Origin of the sequence: Dolichospermum sp. UHCC 0352 (assembly GCF_009711925.1) — a bacterium.
In the GTDB taxonomy this organism is placed as follows: Bacteria; Cyanobacteriota; Cyanobacteriia; order Cyanobacteriales; family Nostocaceae; genus Dolichospermum; species Dolichospermum lemmermannii.
In genome coordinates this window covers 40,727-57,094 of record NZ_VIKY01000007.1, presented here as the reverse complement: position 1 = coordinate 57,094, position 16,368 = coordinate 40,727, and the positions used below count along the sequence as shown (strand labels likewise).

Sequence of the window (16,368 nt, the reverse complement as noted above, 5' to 3'; positions counted from 1 at the left end):
AATCTCTCAAACCCTTATTCCTCTGTGTCCTCTGCGCCTCTGTGGTTCGTTAATCAGGATAATTTATTTCTTGGAAGTCCCTAAATCTAATTATATTGTCTTTTTAGGCATCCTAGCCCTAAAATTTGGAATAAAGACCAAATATTCTGGCAATTACCACCCAGGGCTATTTCGTTCTAGATACAACCCGCAACCCACTTTATTATTAATAAGAAATTGTTTAATTAAATCAATTCTAAACTGACCCTATCTTCACCATAATTAGCGACTAAAACAAACAACTTCAACCATCGAGAACCCAGTAAAATTTCCTGTATTTCATCTCCAGCAAATACAGGAATTTCCCACTCTTGACCATCTATAATTACCCTACCATGATAAACATCAAAATCAGTTTCTCCTTGAGCAGTTCTTAATTTATTTTGTCTTAAAAAAGGCCAATCAAGACTTTGTACATCTTGTTTATTCATGGCTAAAAATTCAGTAAATCCTGTATCTAACATTGTTTCTACAGGAAAACTGAAATTATCCCCACCAATTAAATCAATTTCAAAATAAACTTGTCCATTTTCTCCAAATCTGCCCTCTATCTTATGCTGCCACTAACTCCCGTTTCATTAATGCCATAAATATGATGAATAACATGAGGATACTTTTCTCTGGCCATTTTACTGGCTACTTCTTTATCCTGATCAATAAAATAATCACCGCTATCAGGTTCAATAGCAATATACCAACCATAATATTTATCTAATATTTCTGGTTTTAAACGCTCAAAAATTACCCAACAACGCTCAGAAAATGCCTGTCTTCTAGCTCTATCTTGAGCTTTTTGTTCATCAGTCCACTGAATTTCTGGAAATACTCGACCACGACGGACAACTCTTTGGGGTGTGGATTGTGTCATCTTCATCACCTGCTTAAAGTTCACCCTAAATTCTAGCATATTCGAGTCCTCTCCCAGTCAGGGAGAGGTAATTTTCAATTGTTATATCATCACTGCATTAGGTGTTTTTTCTTGCTTTTGGAATGGTGGACGCATTTCCAAACCTAGCAAGTTCAACATTTCTTTATCTGCGTCATAATCAGGACAGGGAGTAGTCACTGTCAACATTTTATTATCATCGCTGGAGAAGATGGAATTTGCACCAGCCATGAAGCATAAAGCTTGTTCTACTTGGGAAAGTCTCGCCCTACCTGCACTCAAACGCACGTCAGATTTAGGCATAATAATTCTAGCAGTCGCAATCATCCGCACTACATCCCAAATGGGGACATCAGGTTGATTTTCTAAAGGTGTACCGGGAACTTGGGAAAGAATATTGATGGGTACAGATTCGGGGTGAGGTTGTAAATTTGAGAGAGTATGTAACATTCCGACTCTATCGCTAACATTTTCCCCTAAACCGAGAATACCGCCCGAACATACGGTAACATTAGTTTGGCGAACATTGGCAATTGTATTTAGGCGATCGCTATAAGTTCGAGTTGTAATTACAGTGCTGTAGTATTCCTCTGAGGTGTCGAGATTATGGTTATAAGCATATAATCCCGCATCCTCTAACCGCTTGGCTTGGTTTTCTGTCAACATTCCCAAGGTACAGCATACCTCTAAACCCATACCCGTTACGTCCTTGACCATATCCAGGACTTCTTCAAATTGGGAATTGTCCCGAACTTCTCGCCAAGCAGCACCCATACAAACGCGACTTACACCGCTTTCTTTAGCTGTTTTGGCAATATTTATCACCGTTTCTTTTTCTAACAGTGCTTCGGGTTTTACCTCGGTTTTGTAACGGGAAGATTGAGCGCAGTAACCGCAATCTTCTGGACAAGCACCGGTTTTAATAGAGATAAGCTTACAAACTTGTATTTGTTGCGGTTGATGATATTGACGATGCACTGTAGCAGCTTGATAAATTAGCTCTAGAAATGGTGTATTATATATTGTCAATATCTCTGTTGTTTGCCAATTGTAGCGTATTCCCACCGTAATTATCCTTTTTGCAGTCTTTTGGTTTAATGTTCAAATTAGTATAGCTGATACAAAATATTTAAATTTGAGGATATGACATCAGAGCCACCAATTCTGACAAGCGATCGCCTAATATTAAGAATGGCAGTGATGGAGGATATTCCCTACATACTCAAATATTTTACGGAAAATAAAGAATATCTTACGCCATTTTATCCTCAATGGGATGAAAATTTTTTCACTGACGATTATTGGGAGTATCAAGTAGAAACGAGTTTCTGGGAATTTGTGAACAACTATTCATTAAAACTATTTATTTATCGGAAACACCAGCCTAGAAAAGTTATGGGAACAGCTAATTTTAGCAACTTTGTCTATAGTGCTGCTCAATTTTGTCAATTAGGATACAGTTTAGCAGAATCAGCACAAGGTTATGGTTACATGACAGAAGCCTTGTCTATTTCCACTAAGTATGTTTTTCAAGAATTAAATCTGCACCGCATTATGGCTAATTATATGCCCCATAATCGCCGCAGTGGTAATGTTCTTAAAAGGGCTGGTTTTGTAGTTGAAGGATATGCTAGAGATTATTTAATGATTAATGGTAAATGGGAAGATCATATTTTTACAAGTTTAACAAATCCCCACTGGCGATCAGATTTATAATATTATAATACACCAGATCCCCAACTTCTCCAAAAAGTCGGGGATCTGAAGATAATTATGGAAAAATAAATTATGTCAATATAAATAATCGCGGGGCTATTTTAACCATACATATTTTATCAAATATTTTAAGTTTTATTAAGGGTATTCTTAAAAAGGCTTATACTACATTATGAAGTGCGGAATATCGGATATACAGAACTTCCCGGTGTTATGAGGTACATATCTAGCGGGCAAGATACCCGCACCACAAGATTTTCATGATTCAAATTTGTACCTCATCAGAGCGGAAAATGCTGTAAGTTACCCCTGACCTCATAACCTTGTAAGAGAACGAAAAAACTTTTTCAGGACTTAGTTAAAAAAGCTTGAATCTTGTTTATAAAATCAACTAATTCTAGTACCAATTCATCAGCACCAACAAAACTCTGTTTGCGACTGAGTTGTTTTAGTTCTTCTGCAATTTTCTGCATGGCTGTAGCGCCAAAATTACCACTAGAACCTTTAAGATGATGAGCTTCTCTGGCCAGTTGAGGAAAGTCATTAACGGCAATTGCGGCTTTAATTGCCTCTACATGAAACAGGCTATCTTCCACAAAAACTTTTAATATTTCTAACTCAAATTCTGGATCATTTTCTGAGATTTGATGTAGATGTTCCCAATCAATTGGTAAATCTGTTAACGGATTATTTGTAATTAAAACTACTGACTCAGGTTCAGGAATAGTCACTACTCGTCCCGCTATAATTCTCGAACTCCAAAGCTCTAATAATGTTGCTAATTTATCCTTAGTAATTGGTTTGCTAAAATAGTCATCCATACCAGCATCTAAACAATTCTGTTGATCCTCCTTCATGGCATTAGCAGTAATAGCAATAACTATAGGTTGTCGGTGATTAACAAATGAATTTATTTGCCGAGAACGAATTACTTTTGTAGTTTTTAAACCATCGAGAATTGGCATTTGACAGTCCATCAAAATCAAATCATAGGCAATGTTATCCAACATTTCCAAAACTTCTTGGCCATTGGCGACGATATCAGCTTTATAGCCTAAACTGTGGAGTTGCTTGAGGATAACTTTTTGATTAACTGGATTATCTTCGGCTACGAGCAATTTTAACTTTGATTTTGTAGAATCAGGTATTTTTTGATCCAACACAATTATAGAAGGTTGCTCAATTTTAGAAGATTGGAAATTATCTAATTTTGGTTGGCTTCCTAAAATATCCATGATAGTATCTAGCAAACGAGAAGGTTTTATTGGTTTAACTAAATAACTAATAAATCCTATGTTGATTGCTTTTTTCCATTCATCCTTTTGATTACTAGAAGTCAATAGAACTAAAGGAATATTGCTAATAGCAGAATTAGCCTTAATTTGTGATCCCAGCGTTAGACCATCTATCGCAGGCATTTGCATATCAATTAGAACAATATCATAGGGGTGATTTTCGGCAGCAGCCTTTTGTAAAGCTGCAAGACCAGTATTTGCACAAGCAGCTTCATCCACCCACATTCCCCAATGAGTAGCTTGATGATAAATAATTCTCCGGTTAGTGCCATTGTCATCTATTACTAACAACCGCTTATTAGTCAATATATCAAGCTCCAAAATCCGAGAAGAAGGCTGGATTTGCTTCATAAAAGGTAGCTCAAACCAAAATTGAGATCCTTTACCCAGTTGACTTTTTACGCCAATTTTTCCTCCCATTAAACTTACTAATTGTTGACAAATTGCTAATCCCAAACCTGTGCCACCATATTGACGGGTAATAGAAGCATCAACTTGGCTAAATGCTTGAAAAAGTTTGTTTTGATCTTGAAGACTAATACCAATTCCTGTATCTATAACAGTAAAATTGAGAATGACTAGATCCTGAGTTTCTGACTTCAATTCTACTTCTAATAATACCTCTCCTTCTTTGGTAAATTTCATAGCATTACCAATCAGATTCATGATAATTTGTCGTAAGCGTCCCACATCTCCCCTCAGATATTTATAGACATTCTGTTCTACCAGTGTGGCAATTTCTAGTCCTTTTTGATGTGCTTGAGGAGCTAATAAATCTAGCACTTCTTCCAGACAATTGCAAAGATCGAAATCTATGCTTTCGATGATCATTTCTCCAGCTTCAAGTTTGGATAAGTCTAAAATCTCGTTAATCAGAGATAAAAGAGCATCACCACTCACACGAACTATTTCTAAAAAATCTCTTTGTTCTGGGTTGAGGGGAGTTTCTAATAATAAACCAGTCATGCCCAAAATGCCATTCATGGGAGTACGAATTTCATGACTCATATTCGCTAAAAAACTACTTTTGGATAGAGATGCTAACTCAGCTTGACGACGAGCAATTTCCAGTTCTCGTCTTTGTAGAATTTCCGCTTGCAGTAATTTAGCTTGAGCTAAAGCAATACCTATTTGATCAGATAAAGATTTGAGAAATTCTATTTCCCAGTTAGTCCATTGACGGGGTTGGGTACAATGATGAGCAATTAGTAAACCCCAAAATTCATCTTTGAGAAAAATAGGAACAACCAGGTTAGCTTTGACATTAAACTTTTGTAATAGTTCGATATGACAAGGCTGAATGTTAGCTTTTTCAATATCATTAATTACACCAATCCATCCTTGAGTATATTTCTCGATGTAATTTTTTGTCAAACAGGGTTCAACAATATTTGCCCCCATAACAACTGGAATACCAGGAATTAATGCTTCTTTCCGCGCTGTTAAAGAGCCATCGGCCAACAACTCTAGAATCACTACACGGTCAGTTTTCAACAGTTTTTGTACTTCTGTAACACTAGTTTGCAAAATATCATCTATCTGCAAAGAATCGCGGATTTTTAAAGTAATATCAGCTAATAATTGCGATCGCAAGTTGAAGTATTTTAGTTCTTCCTCGGCTTCTTTGCGTTTACTGATATCACGGCCTACACAAATGAATCCGCCATCTTTCAACTTTGTCAGAGACATTTCTGCGGCAAAGTCACTGCTATCTTTTCTCTGAGCAATTGTTTCTCCATGCCAGTAACCTTGTTTCATTAGTTCAGGAAATATCTTTTTTTCAAACAATTTAATCTGCTCTTGTTCATAAACTTCTTGCCATTTTTTTCCTAGCAATTCCGTGGCATCACTATAGCCAAATATATTCACATAAGAGCTATTTAGATAAAGATAATTACCCTGTTTATCAACAATACTAATGCCATCACTCGCCGCTTCTACTGCTGCTAATTGCTGTTTTAGAGACTCTTCAGCTTGTTTGCGTTCAGTGATATCTATGCCGGTACAAACAATAAATTCAATTTCACCATTTTCATTTAAAACCGTTCTATTTGACCAATTAATTAGCCGCAGATTTCCGTCTTTTATTCGCCAATAGTTTTCATATTCTTTTAACCCTTTACTTGATTTAATTTTTTCAAAAATAGATCGCACCGTTCGACGGCGTTTCGGTTCTGTAAATACGCTCCAAAAGCATTGATTTCTAACTTCATTGTAAGAATAACCCGTGGTTTCTTCACAAGCTCGATTAAATCCAATAATTTCCCCTTCTGGGTTAAGAACTATCACTAAAGCATTAACTGTATCTAATACCGTTGAGAGGAGCAAACTATCTAAATTACGTCGCCATTCTAATTGTTTCATGACTTGGCGACCTAAAATATTTAATGCCTCTATCTGTTGTGATGCGAGTTGTCTTGGTATGTCATCAAGAACACAAAGCGCTCCCAAGCCATAACCTTCATCATTAATTAGGGGTATGCCCGCATAAAAACGGATATTGGGATCTGATGTCACCAAAGGGTTATCCACAAATCTTGGATCTAAAGTAGCATCGGGAATGATCATGGGATCTGCTTGCTGGATAGCATGATTGCAAAAACCAATACTACGGGGTGTTTCTGATGCTTCTAGTCCAACTTTAGATTTAAACCATTGGCGGTCCGTATCAACTAAGGTCATTACGGCCATGGGAGTTCCACAAATAAAAGAAGCTAAACGGGTAATATCATCAAACTCCTGTTCGGACTGAGTATCAAGAATTCTGTATTGTAAAAGTGCTTCAATTCTTCCGGCTTCGTCATTGCGTAATAATGCTTTCATATTTAAATTTACCCCTAGTGAAAAGTATTGTGATTTTGGCTATCTTGAGTATGTAGACGTAAAAACACCAAAATATGTAATCATACATAAGTAAATTCAATGATATGGTATTTTACTTATTTGCCACTTACCTACTGATAGGGAAGCGCTGCTGCAAGCAGATCAGAAAATTCAGGATTTTTAGACTTTATTTCTGGCTTTAGGGTATTATCTTATCAGTAATTCTCATTCGATGCGTACTCCATTACAGAGAAGAGTTGAAAACCTACGAAAAAATATTTAGTTAGTTCCTGTTCTAGAACCAAGTAGTTAAATAACCGAAAGTAACCATATCCTGTGCATAACAATACAATTACAAAAAACAATCCTCCTATATCCTGGCGCTATGATCCCACGCTCTACGGAAACCGAGATCTAAGGATTGATTTTCTCCGGGGCATTGCCATTGTTTCCATGGTATTCAATCATTTAGAAAGTTCTTCTTATTTCAGTGCTATCAACAGGGGACATATTTACGCCAGTGCAGCCGAAGGCTTTGTATTTCTCTCTGGACTGGTATTAGGAATGGTGACATTAGGACGTATCAATAAAGTTGGCTTTTCCGAAGCCATGAAAAAACTGTTAGAGCGTTCTGGAAAACTTTATCTCACCAGTTTCATTTTAATGTCTGTCCTGGGTTTATTAAGTATAATTGCCCCCGGTTGGACCCGTCCGGCTTTTGATTTCGCGCCTGGGACTTGGTGGCAAATATTACTAGCGGCAGCTACATTCCATTTAGCACCACCTGTCATTGACATTTTACAACTGTATGTATTGCTGTTGCTGTTTTCCCCAGCCATTTTCTGGATGTTAAGGAAAGGCTTTTGGTTGCCTGTTTTGGCTATTTCCTGGACATTTTGGAGTATCCAACAATTACATCCTTATGCTTTGAGTTTCCATCCTTTAGACAGAGAACATCCTTACTTTGCCTTAGCTGGTTGGCAAATTTTATATGTGCATGGCGTATTAGCAGGTTATTATCGTCAAAAACTACAAGAATTATGGGGAAAAATCCCGAAAATCCCCCTAGTTATAGGCTTGGTATTAATCGTCATTGGCTCAATTACAACCGCACATTATGATATTCAGCTTGGTGTTTGGCCAGCCAAATTCTCAGATAGAGTTGCTTGGTTAGCATGGACAGACCGCAGTCGGGTGGGTTTTTTGCGTTTAATTAATCACATCGGTTTTTTCCCTTTGCTGTACATCATTGTGGATACATTTTGGCAACCGTTAAATAAAATTCTGGGGAAACTGTTGATTAGTTTGGGTCAAAACTCCTTGTACGTCTATATTGTTCACGTTCCAGTCACAGTAATTTGGTTTTTAATTCCGGCTTTAGTTGATGGTAATCCCATAGTCACTACTATCGCTCAGGCTGTAGCTGTGGGCTGCTTCTGGTGGCTGGTGAAAAAAGAAGTGTTGTTTAATATTATCCCCCGCTAACCATGACACAAGATACAACTATCAATCCTACTCCGATCCAACCTAGTTTATTAAAACAAACTATTGTCGCTGCGGCGATCGCTTTAGTTGGCTTTGGAGTGCATAAAGGAATACAATGGCGTGAGACTACCATTCTCCCAATTCCAGTGACTTCCGTTGGTCAAAATCGGCTGAATGCAGAAGATATACAATTAGCCCGTACAGCTTGGCGCTATTTCGAGAAAAATCGTTTATCCACGGGTTTAGTTTCTTCTGCTGCGGACTTTCCCAGTACAACAATGTGGGACGTGGGTAGTCAGTTAGCTGGTATGGTGGCAGCACGGGAATTAGGCTTACTCAAGGCAGCAGAATTTGATAAATGGATAGAGGAAGTATTGGCCACCCTAGCCAAAATACCTTTGTACCGGAATGAGTTACCAAACAAAGCCTATAACGCGAAAACTTTAATCCCGGTTAACTACGGAAAGTTGGAAAAACCCGAAGAAATTGGGTTTTCGGCCATTGATTTAGCACGACTAGTGCAATGGCTAGATATCATCGAAACTCGATACCCTAAACACGCTGCGGCTAGTAAAGCCGTCACGGCTCGTTGGCAGTTAAAGCGGTTAGTAGAGAATGGACAGCTAATGGGGACAGGGATTAAAAATGGTAAGGAAACCTGGAACCAAGAAGGACGGCTAGGTTATGAACAATATGCAGCCTATAGATTACAAAAAATTGGGATTGTAGCCCCCAAAGCACTCGATACCAAAGCCGAAACTCAGTTTGTCAATGTCATGGGTGTGGAAGTACCAGCGGATAAACGCACAACCTATCATAATTATGTCACTAGTGAACCCTATATTTTGGATGGGTTGGAAAGTGGTTTTCAGGCTTTACCTGCGGAATATGCAGCCAAGTTACTCCAAGCTCAACAACGTCGCTATCAAGCTACCAATCAACTCACAGCCTGGTCTGAGGATAATTTAGATCGGGAGCCTTGGTTTGTCTACAATTGTATTTTTGTCAATGGTCAACCTTGGAAAAGTATAGACTCATCTGGTAAAGATGCTTTTGTTTATCGGGGTAGTAGTGTTAAAGCCGCAATAGGCTGGAATATGCTGTTTCAAACTCGCTATACAGAAAGACTTTATAAGGGTATGCGCTGGCTCGCTGATCCAAGTCGTGGCGTTTTTGCAGGTTTTTATGAGGAAACTCAAGAACCAAATCGAGCCTTAACTGTGAATACTAACGGTATAGTGTTAGAAGCAATACTATATCGTCGTGTGGGCAAACCCTTGACGGTTTGGGCTAAAGAACCCTAATCATCTCCTATCTATCCTGTATGGGACTTACGCATGAGTCACGGAATATACTAACCACTCTAGACATAGAGAACAGGAATGGGGGCTTAGGGAAAGATATTTTGCGTAAGTCCTGACTTAAAAAACTAGACAAGAAAAAACCCTCAATTATATTACCAATTACCAATTACCAATTCCATGATGAATTCTGATTTTGAGCCACCATCAAAAAAACTATCTTTTCTCGCTACCTTTGGCGGAGTTATAACCGCTGTAATTGCAATTACAGGTTTCAATTCTTTGTCAAAGAATTTAACTATAAATACTGATAATATTAGCAAGCTGAATACTAAATTAACAATTGTCGCAGGTAAACCCATTGCCGCTACCGAATTGACAACCGCCAAAAGACCCTATATTGCGCCCGGAAGTGGGACATTAACTACAGAGGAAACTGCAATGGCGCGTCAAGCTTGGTTATACTTCCAACGTAATTGGAACGATCAAACTGGTTTAGTTAATTCTGTAAATAATTTTACCTCTGTTACTATGTGGGACCAAGCCGCTGCTATGGCTGCTTTGGTCAGTGCTAAAGAACTTAATATCATTACCGTAGAAGAGTTTGAGAGCAAAATGAGTCAGATGTTAAAAACTCTAGCGTCTATGCCTTTGTATAAAGGAGAATTACCGAATAAAGTCTATAATTCAAAAACATTGATACCTGTAAATTATGGTCAATTAGATAAACGAGAAGAAATTGGTTGGTCTGCTTTGGATTTAGGACGTTTAGCTATATGGCTGAATATTGTTGGTACAAAATATCCCAAAATGCGATCGCAAACAGAAGCCGTTTGGAAACATTGGCAAATCAAGCGCTTAGTCAAAAACGGGCAAATGTACGGTACTTCTGTTATTGCTGGTGAAGAACAGTATAACCAAGAAGGGCGTTTAGGTTATGAAAATTACGCAGCTTATGGATTAAAACTCTGGGGTTTAGATGTTAAAAAAGCTTTAGATTACACATCTAATACAGACTTTGTGGATCTTTATGGACAGGGTGTTCCTTATGATCGACGGGATTATCAAAATTCAGGTGCAAATAATTATGTTCTCAGTGAGCCTTATATTTTAGATGGCATTGAAACCGGATTTCAAGCTTTACCTAAAGCATTTTCAGACCGAATTTTAGCTGCACAAGAAGCTCGTTATCAAAGAACTAAATTTTTAACTGCTGTCACGGAAGATAATTTAGATCGCGCTCCTTACTTTGTTTATAGTAGTTTATTTGTGAATGGACAACCTTGGGCAACTATCACAGCAACAGGGGGAAAATATAATGATCTACGTTTTCTCAGCGCTAAGGCCGCAGTAGGTTGGCACGTCTTGTATAATACTGATTACACAGGCAAATTATTTAATTTTGTGCAAACTCAACTCAAATCTGATCAAGGTTGGTATAACGGGTTTTATGAAACTTTAAATCAGCCAAATAAAGCTCTTACTGCCAATAATAATGGTGTAATTTTAGAAAGTTTGCTGTATAAAAAAGTTGGTAAACCTCTCACTGTTTGGGCTGGAATAAAAGAGTAAAGGAAAAGGTTATTTTGATGCTGTGAAATTCGATTATGATTTCAATTTCCCTGCTTTTACAAAAAAAGGGAACAGGGAACAGGGAACAGATAAGAAACACTCATTTGCACCAGTTTAAAGCTCAGTCAAAAAAAAGATGTTTTTAAAAGATGCGTAGCACGAAAAAAACAGTGTCATTATTTCAATCTCATGTTTAAAAACATGAGTTTTACTGTTTACTCTACTTTTGAAATATTGAATGATCAGTCAAAAAACAGGTCAAAATTTTATCTGTAATTGGCCTGTTAATATCTGATTATTGTACAGACTTTCCCCAGTCATGAGATTGTGAGACTTACCTAAACTATAACCTAAGTCTAAGCCTATATTTGGTGATATTTTGACTGTACAGCGAGTTTGATAGCCAGTACCTCCACTTTTATCACCGTTAACTCTTTGTCTTCCCAAGGTGGTATTTAAGCGACAATTTAAAAAAGGAAAAATGTTTTTTCCCCATCCGATTTCACCGTTATAAACTAGAGAAGATACTGGAGAAAAATAGCCACTACTCTCTTGATTGTCACTTGCATACTTCCAAGCAAAAACATTACCAGCAAACCAAAATTCACCCCACTTATGTTCCAAGCGATTAAAAATCTGTTGTTCAAAATTACCATCATTATATAAACCCACACGATAAGAGCCAAAAAAGCTAGTATTAGGGTCAATTTGCCAAAAAGTATTGAAGCCAGAGCGTGTAGCTGTAATTTGATTTTCCAGTGTTTTCACACTAGTTTTATAAAGACCTTGTTCTACGACTGCTGATAAAAATAAACCTGACTTGATGCTATAATCTGGATTGAGTTTAACAGCAATTGGTCTATCTATCTGAGCATTGAAATTGAGAGCCATTGGTAAGCGATTAAATAGATCAATTCCTGCTCCTAATTTTATAGCATATTTACCTGTTTTGCCTTCCCATCCCAACTGAAGGGGAATATTAGTAAGAGATGCAAATTTCGGTTGACTCAACTTATTAAAGGCAGTTTTTAATTTAATTTTCTCTCCATTGAATAACCGAAATTGAAACACTGGTTCAATAGTTTGGCTCTCCTGCTGGGAACTATTCATGTCCCTACGAAACCCTGTTTGGATACTTTCCAAAATAAATGCTGGCCGCACAGGTGTAGTAGAAGTTGGTTGTGAAGTTGGTTGTACTGTAGAATTTGGTTGTGAAGTTGGTTGTGCTGTAGAAGTTGGTTGTGAAGTTGGTTGTACTGTAGAATTTGGTTGTGCTTGCGGAGGAGATACTCGTTGGGAAGTTAACCTTAGCTGAGGATTAAAGTTTTCAGGTGCAGCAATTAATACTGGTATTGACTGCAAATTCTGAGGAGGAAAGCTGCTGTCAAAAACTATGTTTAAGTTTTCTAAAATACCAAAATTTGTAATTTGTGCGGTTAATTCTGGAAATGAGTTCGAGTTTTCATCTAGTGGGAAAAAAAGAGAGGAATCTGTTTCTGTAATATCTTCGTTATTTTGGCGTGAATCTGGTAAATTATCAACCACAGGGACGGGTTCTATCAAAAGTGAGACTGAACCCCAATTTTCATCTGGTTGGATAGGATCAGCAGATACAGACTTAATCCCGAAACTAGTGATGATACTTAGTGGAAAAAATAAATATAGTATTCGTTGTCGTAAGTCCAGTGAGAGTAACATTTTACAAAACAGCTACGTAAGGGAATAGAATGAATATTCTCATATTAATACCTTTACCAATTTACTAGGGTGAGTTAATGTATCCAAGATTAACAGCAGACATGGCTGATAGCTTGCGTGGACTCATAAACCTTATTTTTAGGCAGTAGTAATTAATATAGCAAGATATCGGAAGAGATTACCGCTTTCCCGCTGTTTTGCGGAAATCCTATATAATACAATTTCATATCAGTATTTATGAATCTGGGTTAGTATATCAGGTTTATCTTCATTTATCTCCTCCATAGCGACAAGAATCAAGTAATTCTACTAACCTCAAGTATCTAAATCATCCAAAAGTTAATTCCTGTCATCTTTGACAGTAATCCAGTAATGTTCAGTGCTATTAGTCACAAATTGTGTTTTTTGAGTAGAAGTATTCGGTAGACCCCGACCAGAATTACCATCAGCTACTGCTCGCCACCAGGGTGATTTCATATCCGTATTAGGACGGAGAAGGGGTTGTTGCTTTGTTGCTGTATACAGTAAAGATTGTAGAATCATACTGTTAGTGCTACTAGTAGAACCAAGAGCGGTTTTACCTGTTTTTTCATAAAAACCTTCATAAAATCCCAGCAAAGGGTTATATAAGTCCGTTGTTGCCTTGATTAATTCCTGAGTATAGGTATCTTTAGGCAGTAAGGCATAATAGGCAAATGCTACGGCCGAACTGACTAATCTTCCCTCTGGTAGTAGTTTACCATCATCATCTAAGGCTGCCCAAGGCTGATTTTGACCAATAATCGAACTGTGGACGGTGTAAGGTTGACGCTCAATGAGAGTGGTAGCTGAGGCTGTAAGAGTCTCAGTCTTAAGGTAGCGTTGGGCTTGAGCTTGATATACTGATGTAAAGAGCGATCGCATTTTTGGATCTAAACCAAACTCTAGAGCATACAGCAGAAAAGGATTACTAACGGTATATTGATTAACCTTTGATTTTGTATCTTTACGAAGCCGTTCAGTGGGGACTTCTACCCCCTCCACTGATGTTGTTTTATATTCACCACCCACAGCAGATTTATCAACATTAAATCCCCACAATTGAAAACCTCTAGCAGCATATTCTTCATAACCCAAACGGGTTTCAGGATTAATTCTGGGGACTAACCGCCCACTTTTATCTTTGGTGACATTGGCGCTAGAAAGAATACCTTCCCGCACAACCCGCAAGTATGACCAATCGAGAGCAATTTGATCAACAACTTCCGTGTATTCGGGATGATCTGTTTTTAAATTATAAAGGGCTGCTAATAGTCTTCCCACATCTAAAGACGACCAACCAGTACCTTCAGGGACTAGATTACCACCATAATCTACTGGTTGCAATGTTCGCGGATCATAACCCCGACTCGGTAATTCCCCTGCATACAGCGGTATCTGCGCTAAAGCACTCAACAACTGTCGGCTGCGCTGATCAAATTCCTTGGGAGAAATTATATCCATTGCCCATGCTGCATTGAGCGCTGTTAGATAATCTCCTAATCCCCACAATGTTGAACCCTTAACATCAGAGCGATCGCTCACCAATCCTGTGCTAGGCTGAGAATTAGCGGAGAAATAGTTCCAGGCCGCTTGAGCGTAGCGTCTTTGTACAACTGTTAACGGTTTAGGTAATGGTTTAGCTGGCTGCGGGACACCCAAGGATGGAATAGGTTTAACTATCAGCGGAGGTGGGTTAGTCGCTGTATTAGTCTTAGCAGGTGTAACATTTATGGGAATAGGACTTTGGGCTGGAGTCGGCGAATTTGCAGCAGGTGATTTAGAATCTGAGGGTTTAGAATCTGAGGGTTTAGAATTTGAGGGTTTAGAATCTGAGGGTTTAGAATCTGAGGGTTTAGAATTTGAGGGTTTAGAATTTGAGGGTTTAGAATCTGAGGGTTTAGAATCTGAGGGTTTAGAATCTGAGGGTTTAGAATCACCAGACGGTATTTTTGCAAAACTCACCCCACTACCACCAATTAAGGGGCGATTTCCTCTGGCTTTATAATATAAAATCTCCATGATTAGGCCATTAGTATTACCTGTCAGGGATTTATTAGGTTTTTTTGTTTCTTCATACAGTCCAGCGTAGAAGCCACCACCTTTAGGATCACGTAAATCCTTAACCGCATCAAAAACCTTTTGAGCATAAGCATTACCTGGGTAAAGATAGCGCCAACCAAAGGCAGCTTTAGTGCTAATACTCCGCAACTCTGTATAGGGCTTATTTTTCTCCGTAATTGTCGCCCAAGCAACTCCATTGGAGTATATAGTATTGTAGAGAAAATAAGGGGGTTGATCAATATTGTCTTCAGAAACAGCAGTTAGTTGTCCCGTAGATTCAAAGCGTCGCTTTTGTACTTCTAAAACATCAGCAGCATATTTTTTTAAATAACCTTCTAAGCCAAATTCAATGCCATCAAGAATATAGGATTCACCAACTACATAATTATTAGCATTAGTGCTTTGAAAATCACGGGTATCAACAGGAATTTTCACCCCATTAATATCTACAAGTTTGAAAGGCTCTAAAGCCGCTGCTTTGGGTGCTTTAAATCCCCATAGTTCATAACCCCTAACAGCATATTCCTCATAACCAAGTCGCCCTTCTTGTACCAACAATGTTTTACCATTAGGTAAAACAAGCGCTCCGTAAAGTTGGTCATCTTTCAGTGATCTTGCTAACTGCCACTTACTGAGAACTCCCTTTAGCCAATTTTTATACTGAGGATGACAAGTGCCAATAATATGAAAAGCAGCCAATATGCGACCAATATCCAAAGCTGACCAACCTAGCCCCTTTTCTACAGGTTTATTACCATAATCAGTCATTTTTCCATTAGCAGCATTGTATACCTTATTTGGTAAAGCGTTTTCAAATAAACTAAGATTAGCAAAATTGGTAAGAAATTTGTTAAAGCGCGAATCAAATTCTGACTGGTTAATCAAATTCATCCACCGCGCTGCATTCAAAGCCATTAGGTAATTACCAATGTCCCAGAGAGTACCAGAAGGATAACCACCAGTAGAATTAGTAAACCCTGTATTTGCTTGATAGTTATTGACAAAATACTGCCAAGCTGCACGAGCGTAAATCTGTTCCTCCGGTGTTAGAGGCGCTGAAATTTGACTACAGCCATTAGGAGTAGAATTTTGTGCTAAAGATACTGTAGGCACACAGAACAGAAATTGCAGAAATGCTCCACTTAGGAACAATGCAATCCATCTTAATAGTTTGTAGTGACGGTGTTGCTGTATCATTTATAAATAAAATTTGAGAACCATTCAGGGAGGACTAGAGTGCTAGAGAAGAGAGAATCACTTCGCTATAGTTAGAAATGACACCAAAAATCTGATACATTAAATAACAACTCTACTTTAGCAAGCTACAGGAATCCTCAATGATGTCTAAAAAATATCAAGGACTATAGGCTGGCTATGGACAACCATGGGAGTTCAAATCAAAAATCAAATACGTGACTCTTATAAAAACAAACAACCGCTAATTGACTAATTTAAATTTTATTTTTGGTAG

Annotated in this window: 10 protein-coding genes; 4 read left to right on the top strand and 6 right to left on the bottom strand. The window is 38.0% G+C overall.

The window, feature by feature from the left end; all coding sequences use genetic code 11:
- Positions 1-224: 224 nt before the first annotated feature.
- From FJR06_RS00660 to bioB, 3 genes are all read right to left on the bottom strand, one after another.
- On the bottom strand, positions 225-590 hold the full coding sequence (locus FJR06_RS00660; protein WP_015081515.1) for a hypothetical protein: 366 nt from the start codon (positions 588-590) through the stop codon (positions 225-227).
- Positions 587-907, bottom strand: coding sequence for a hypothetical protein (locus FJR06_RS00655; RefSeq protein WP_168650331.1), 321 nt, complete (start codon positions 905-907; stop codon positions 587-589). The genes FJR06_RS00660 and FJR06_RS00655 overlap by 4 nt, the downstream gene beginning before the upstream one ends.
- Positions 908-988: 81 nt before the next feature.
- On the bottom strand, positions 989-1,990 hold the full coding sequence (gene bioB / locus FJR06_RS00650; RefSeq protein WP_371723174.1) for a biotin synthase BioB: 1,002 nt from the start codon (positions 1,988-1,990) through the stop codon (positions 989-991).
- A gap of 78 nt (positions 1,991-2,068) precedes the next feature.
- Between bioB and FJR06_RS00645 the strand changes: the two genes are divergently transcribed.
- Positions 2,069-2,641, top strand: a complete 573-nt coding sequence (locus FJR06_RS00645; RefSeq protein ID WP_168650330.1) for a GNAT family N-acetyltransferase — start codon at positions 2,069-2,071, stop codon at positions 2,639-2,641.
- 347 nt (positions 2,642-2,988) lie between these two features.
- On the opposite strand, the gene FJR06_RS00640 is transcribed toward FJR06_RS00645, so the two are convergent.
- Positions 2,989-6,759: a response regulator gene (locus FJR06_RS00640; RefSeq protein WP_168650329.1), complete on the bottom strand. Its 3,771-nt coding sequence runs from the start codon at positions 6,757-6,759 to the stop codon at positions 2,989-2,991.
- 336 nt (positions 6,760-7,095) lie between these two features.
- Between FJR06_RS00640 and opgC the strand changes: the two genes are divergently transcribed.
- From opgC to FJR06_RS00625, 3 genes are all read left to right on the top strand, one after another.
- A complete protein-coding gene (gene opgC, locus FJR06_RS00635; protein ID WP_168650327.1) occupies positions 7,096-8,244 on the top strand; it encodes an OpgC domain-containing protein in 1,149 nt (382 codons plus the stop codon).
- 2 nt (positions 8,245-8,246) lie between these two features.
- A complete protein-coding gene (locus FJR06_RS00630) occupies positions 8,247-9,548 on the top strand; it encodes a DUF3131 domain-containing protein (protein WP_168650325.1) in 1,302 nt (433 codons plus the stop codon).
- A gap of 180 nt (positions 9,549-9,728) precedes the next feature.
- Positions 9,729-11,117 carry a DUF3131 domain-containing protein gene (locus FJR06_RS00625; protein ID WP_168650349.1) on the top strand — a complete coding sequence of 463 codons (1,389 nt, stop codon included), beginning with the start codon at positions 9,729-9,731 and terminating at the stop codon, positions 11,115-11,117.
- Positions 11,118-11,375: 258 nt separating this feature from the next.
- Here the strand turns inward: FJR06_RS00625 and FJR06_RS00620 are convergent, their stop codons facing one another.
- Both FJR06_RS00620 and FJR06_RS00615 read right to left on the bottom strand, forming a co-directional pair.
- Positions 11,376-12,815: a hypothetical protein gene (locus tag FJR06_RS00620; RefSeq protein WP_168650323.1), complete on the bottom strand. Its 1,440-nt coding sequence runs from the start codon at positions 12,813-12,815 to the stop codon at positions 11,376-11,378.
- 339 nt (positions 12,816-13,154) lie between these two features.
- Positions 13,155-16,094: a DUF3131 domain-containing protein gene (locus FJR06_RS00615; RefSeq protein WP_168650321.1), complete on the bottom strand. Its 2,940-nt coding sequence runs from the start codon at positions 16,092-16,094 to the stop codon at positions 13,155-13,157.
- Between the last annotated feature and the right edge of the window lie 274 nt (positions 16,095-16,368).

Bases quoted from the DNA above. Each gene is read 5' to 3' on its own strand.
- FJR06_RS00655 (WP_168650331.1), bottom strand. From the start codon at position 907: ATGACACAATCCACACCCCAAAGAGTTGTCCGTCGTGGTCGAGTATTT.
- FJR06_RS00645 (WP_168650330.1), top strand. From the start codon at position 2,069: ATGACATCAGAGCCACCAATTCTGACAAGCGATCGCCTAATATTAAGA.
- FJR06_RS00640 (WP_168650329.1), bottom strand. From the start codon at position 6,759: ATGAAAGCATTATTACGCAATGACGAAGCCGGAAGAATTGAAGCACTT.
- FJR06_RS00630 (WP_168650325.1), top strand. From the start codon at position 8,247: ATGACACAAGATACAACTATCAATCCTACTCCGATCCAACCTAGTTTA.
- FJR06_RS00625 (WP_168650349.1), top strand. From the start codon at position 9,729: ATGAATTCTGATTTTGAGCCACCATCAAAAAAACTATCTTTTCTCGCT.
- FJR06_RS00620 (WP_168650323.1), bottom strand. From the start codon at position 12,815: ATGTTACTCTCACTGGACTTACGACAACGAATACTATATTTATTTTTT.
- FJR06_RS00615 (WP_168650321.1), bottom strand. From the start codon at position 16,094: ATGATACAGCAACACCGTCACTACAAACTATTAAGATGGATTGCATTG.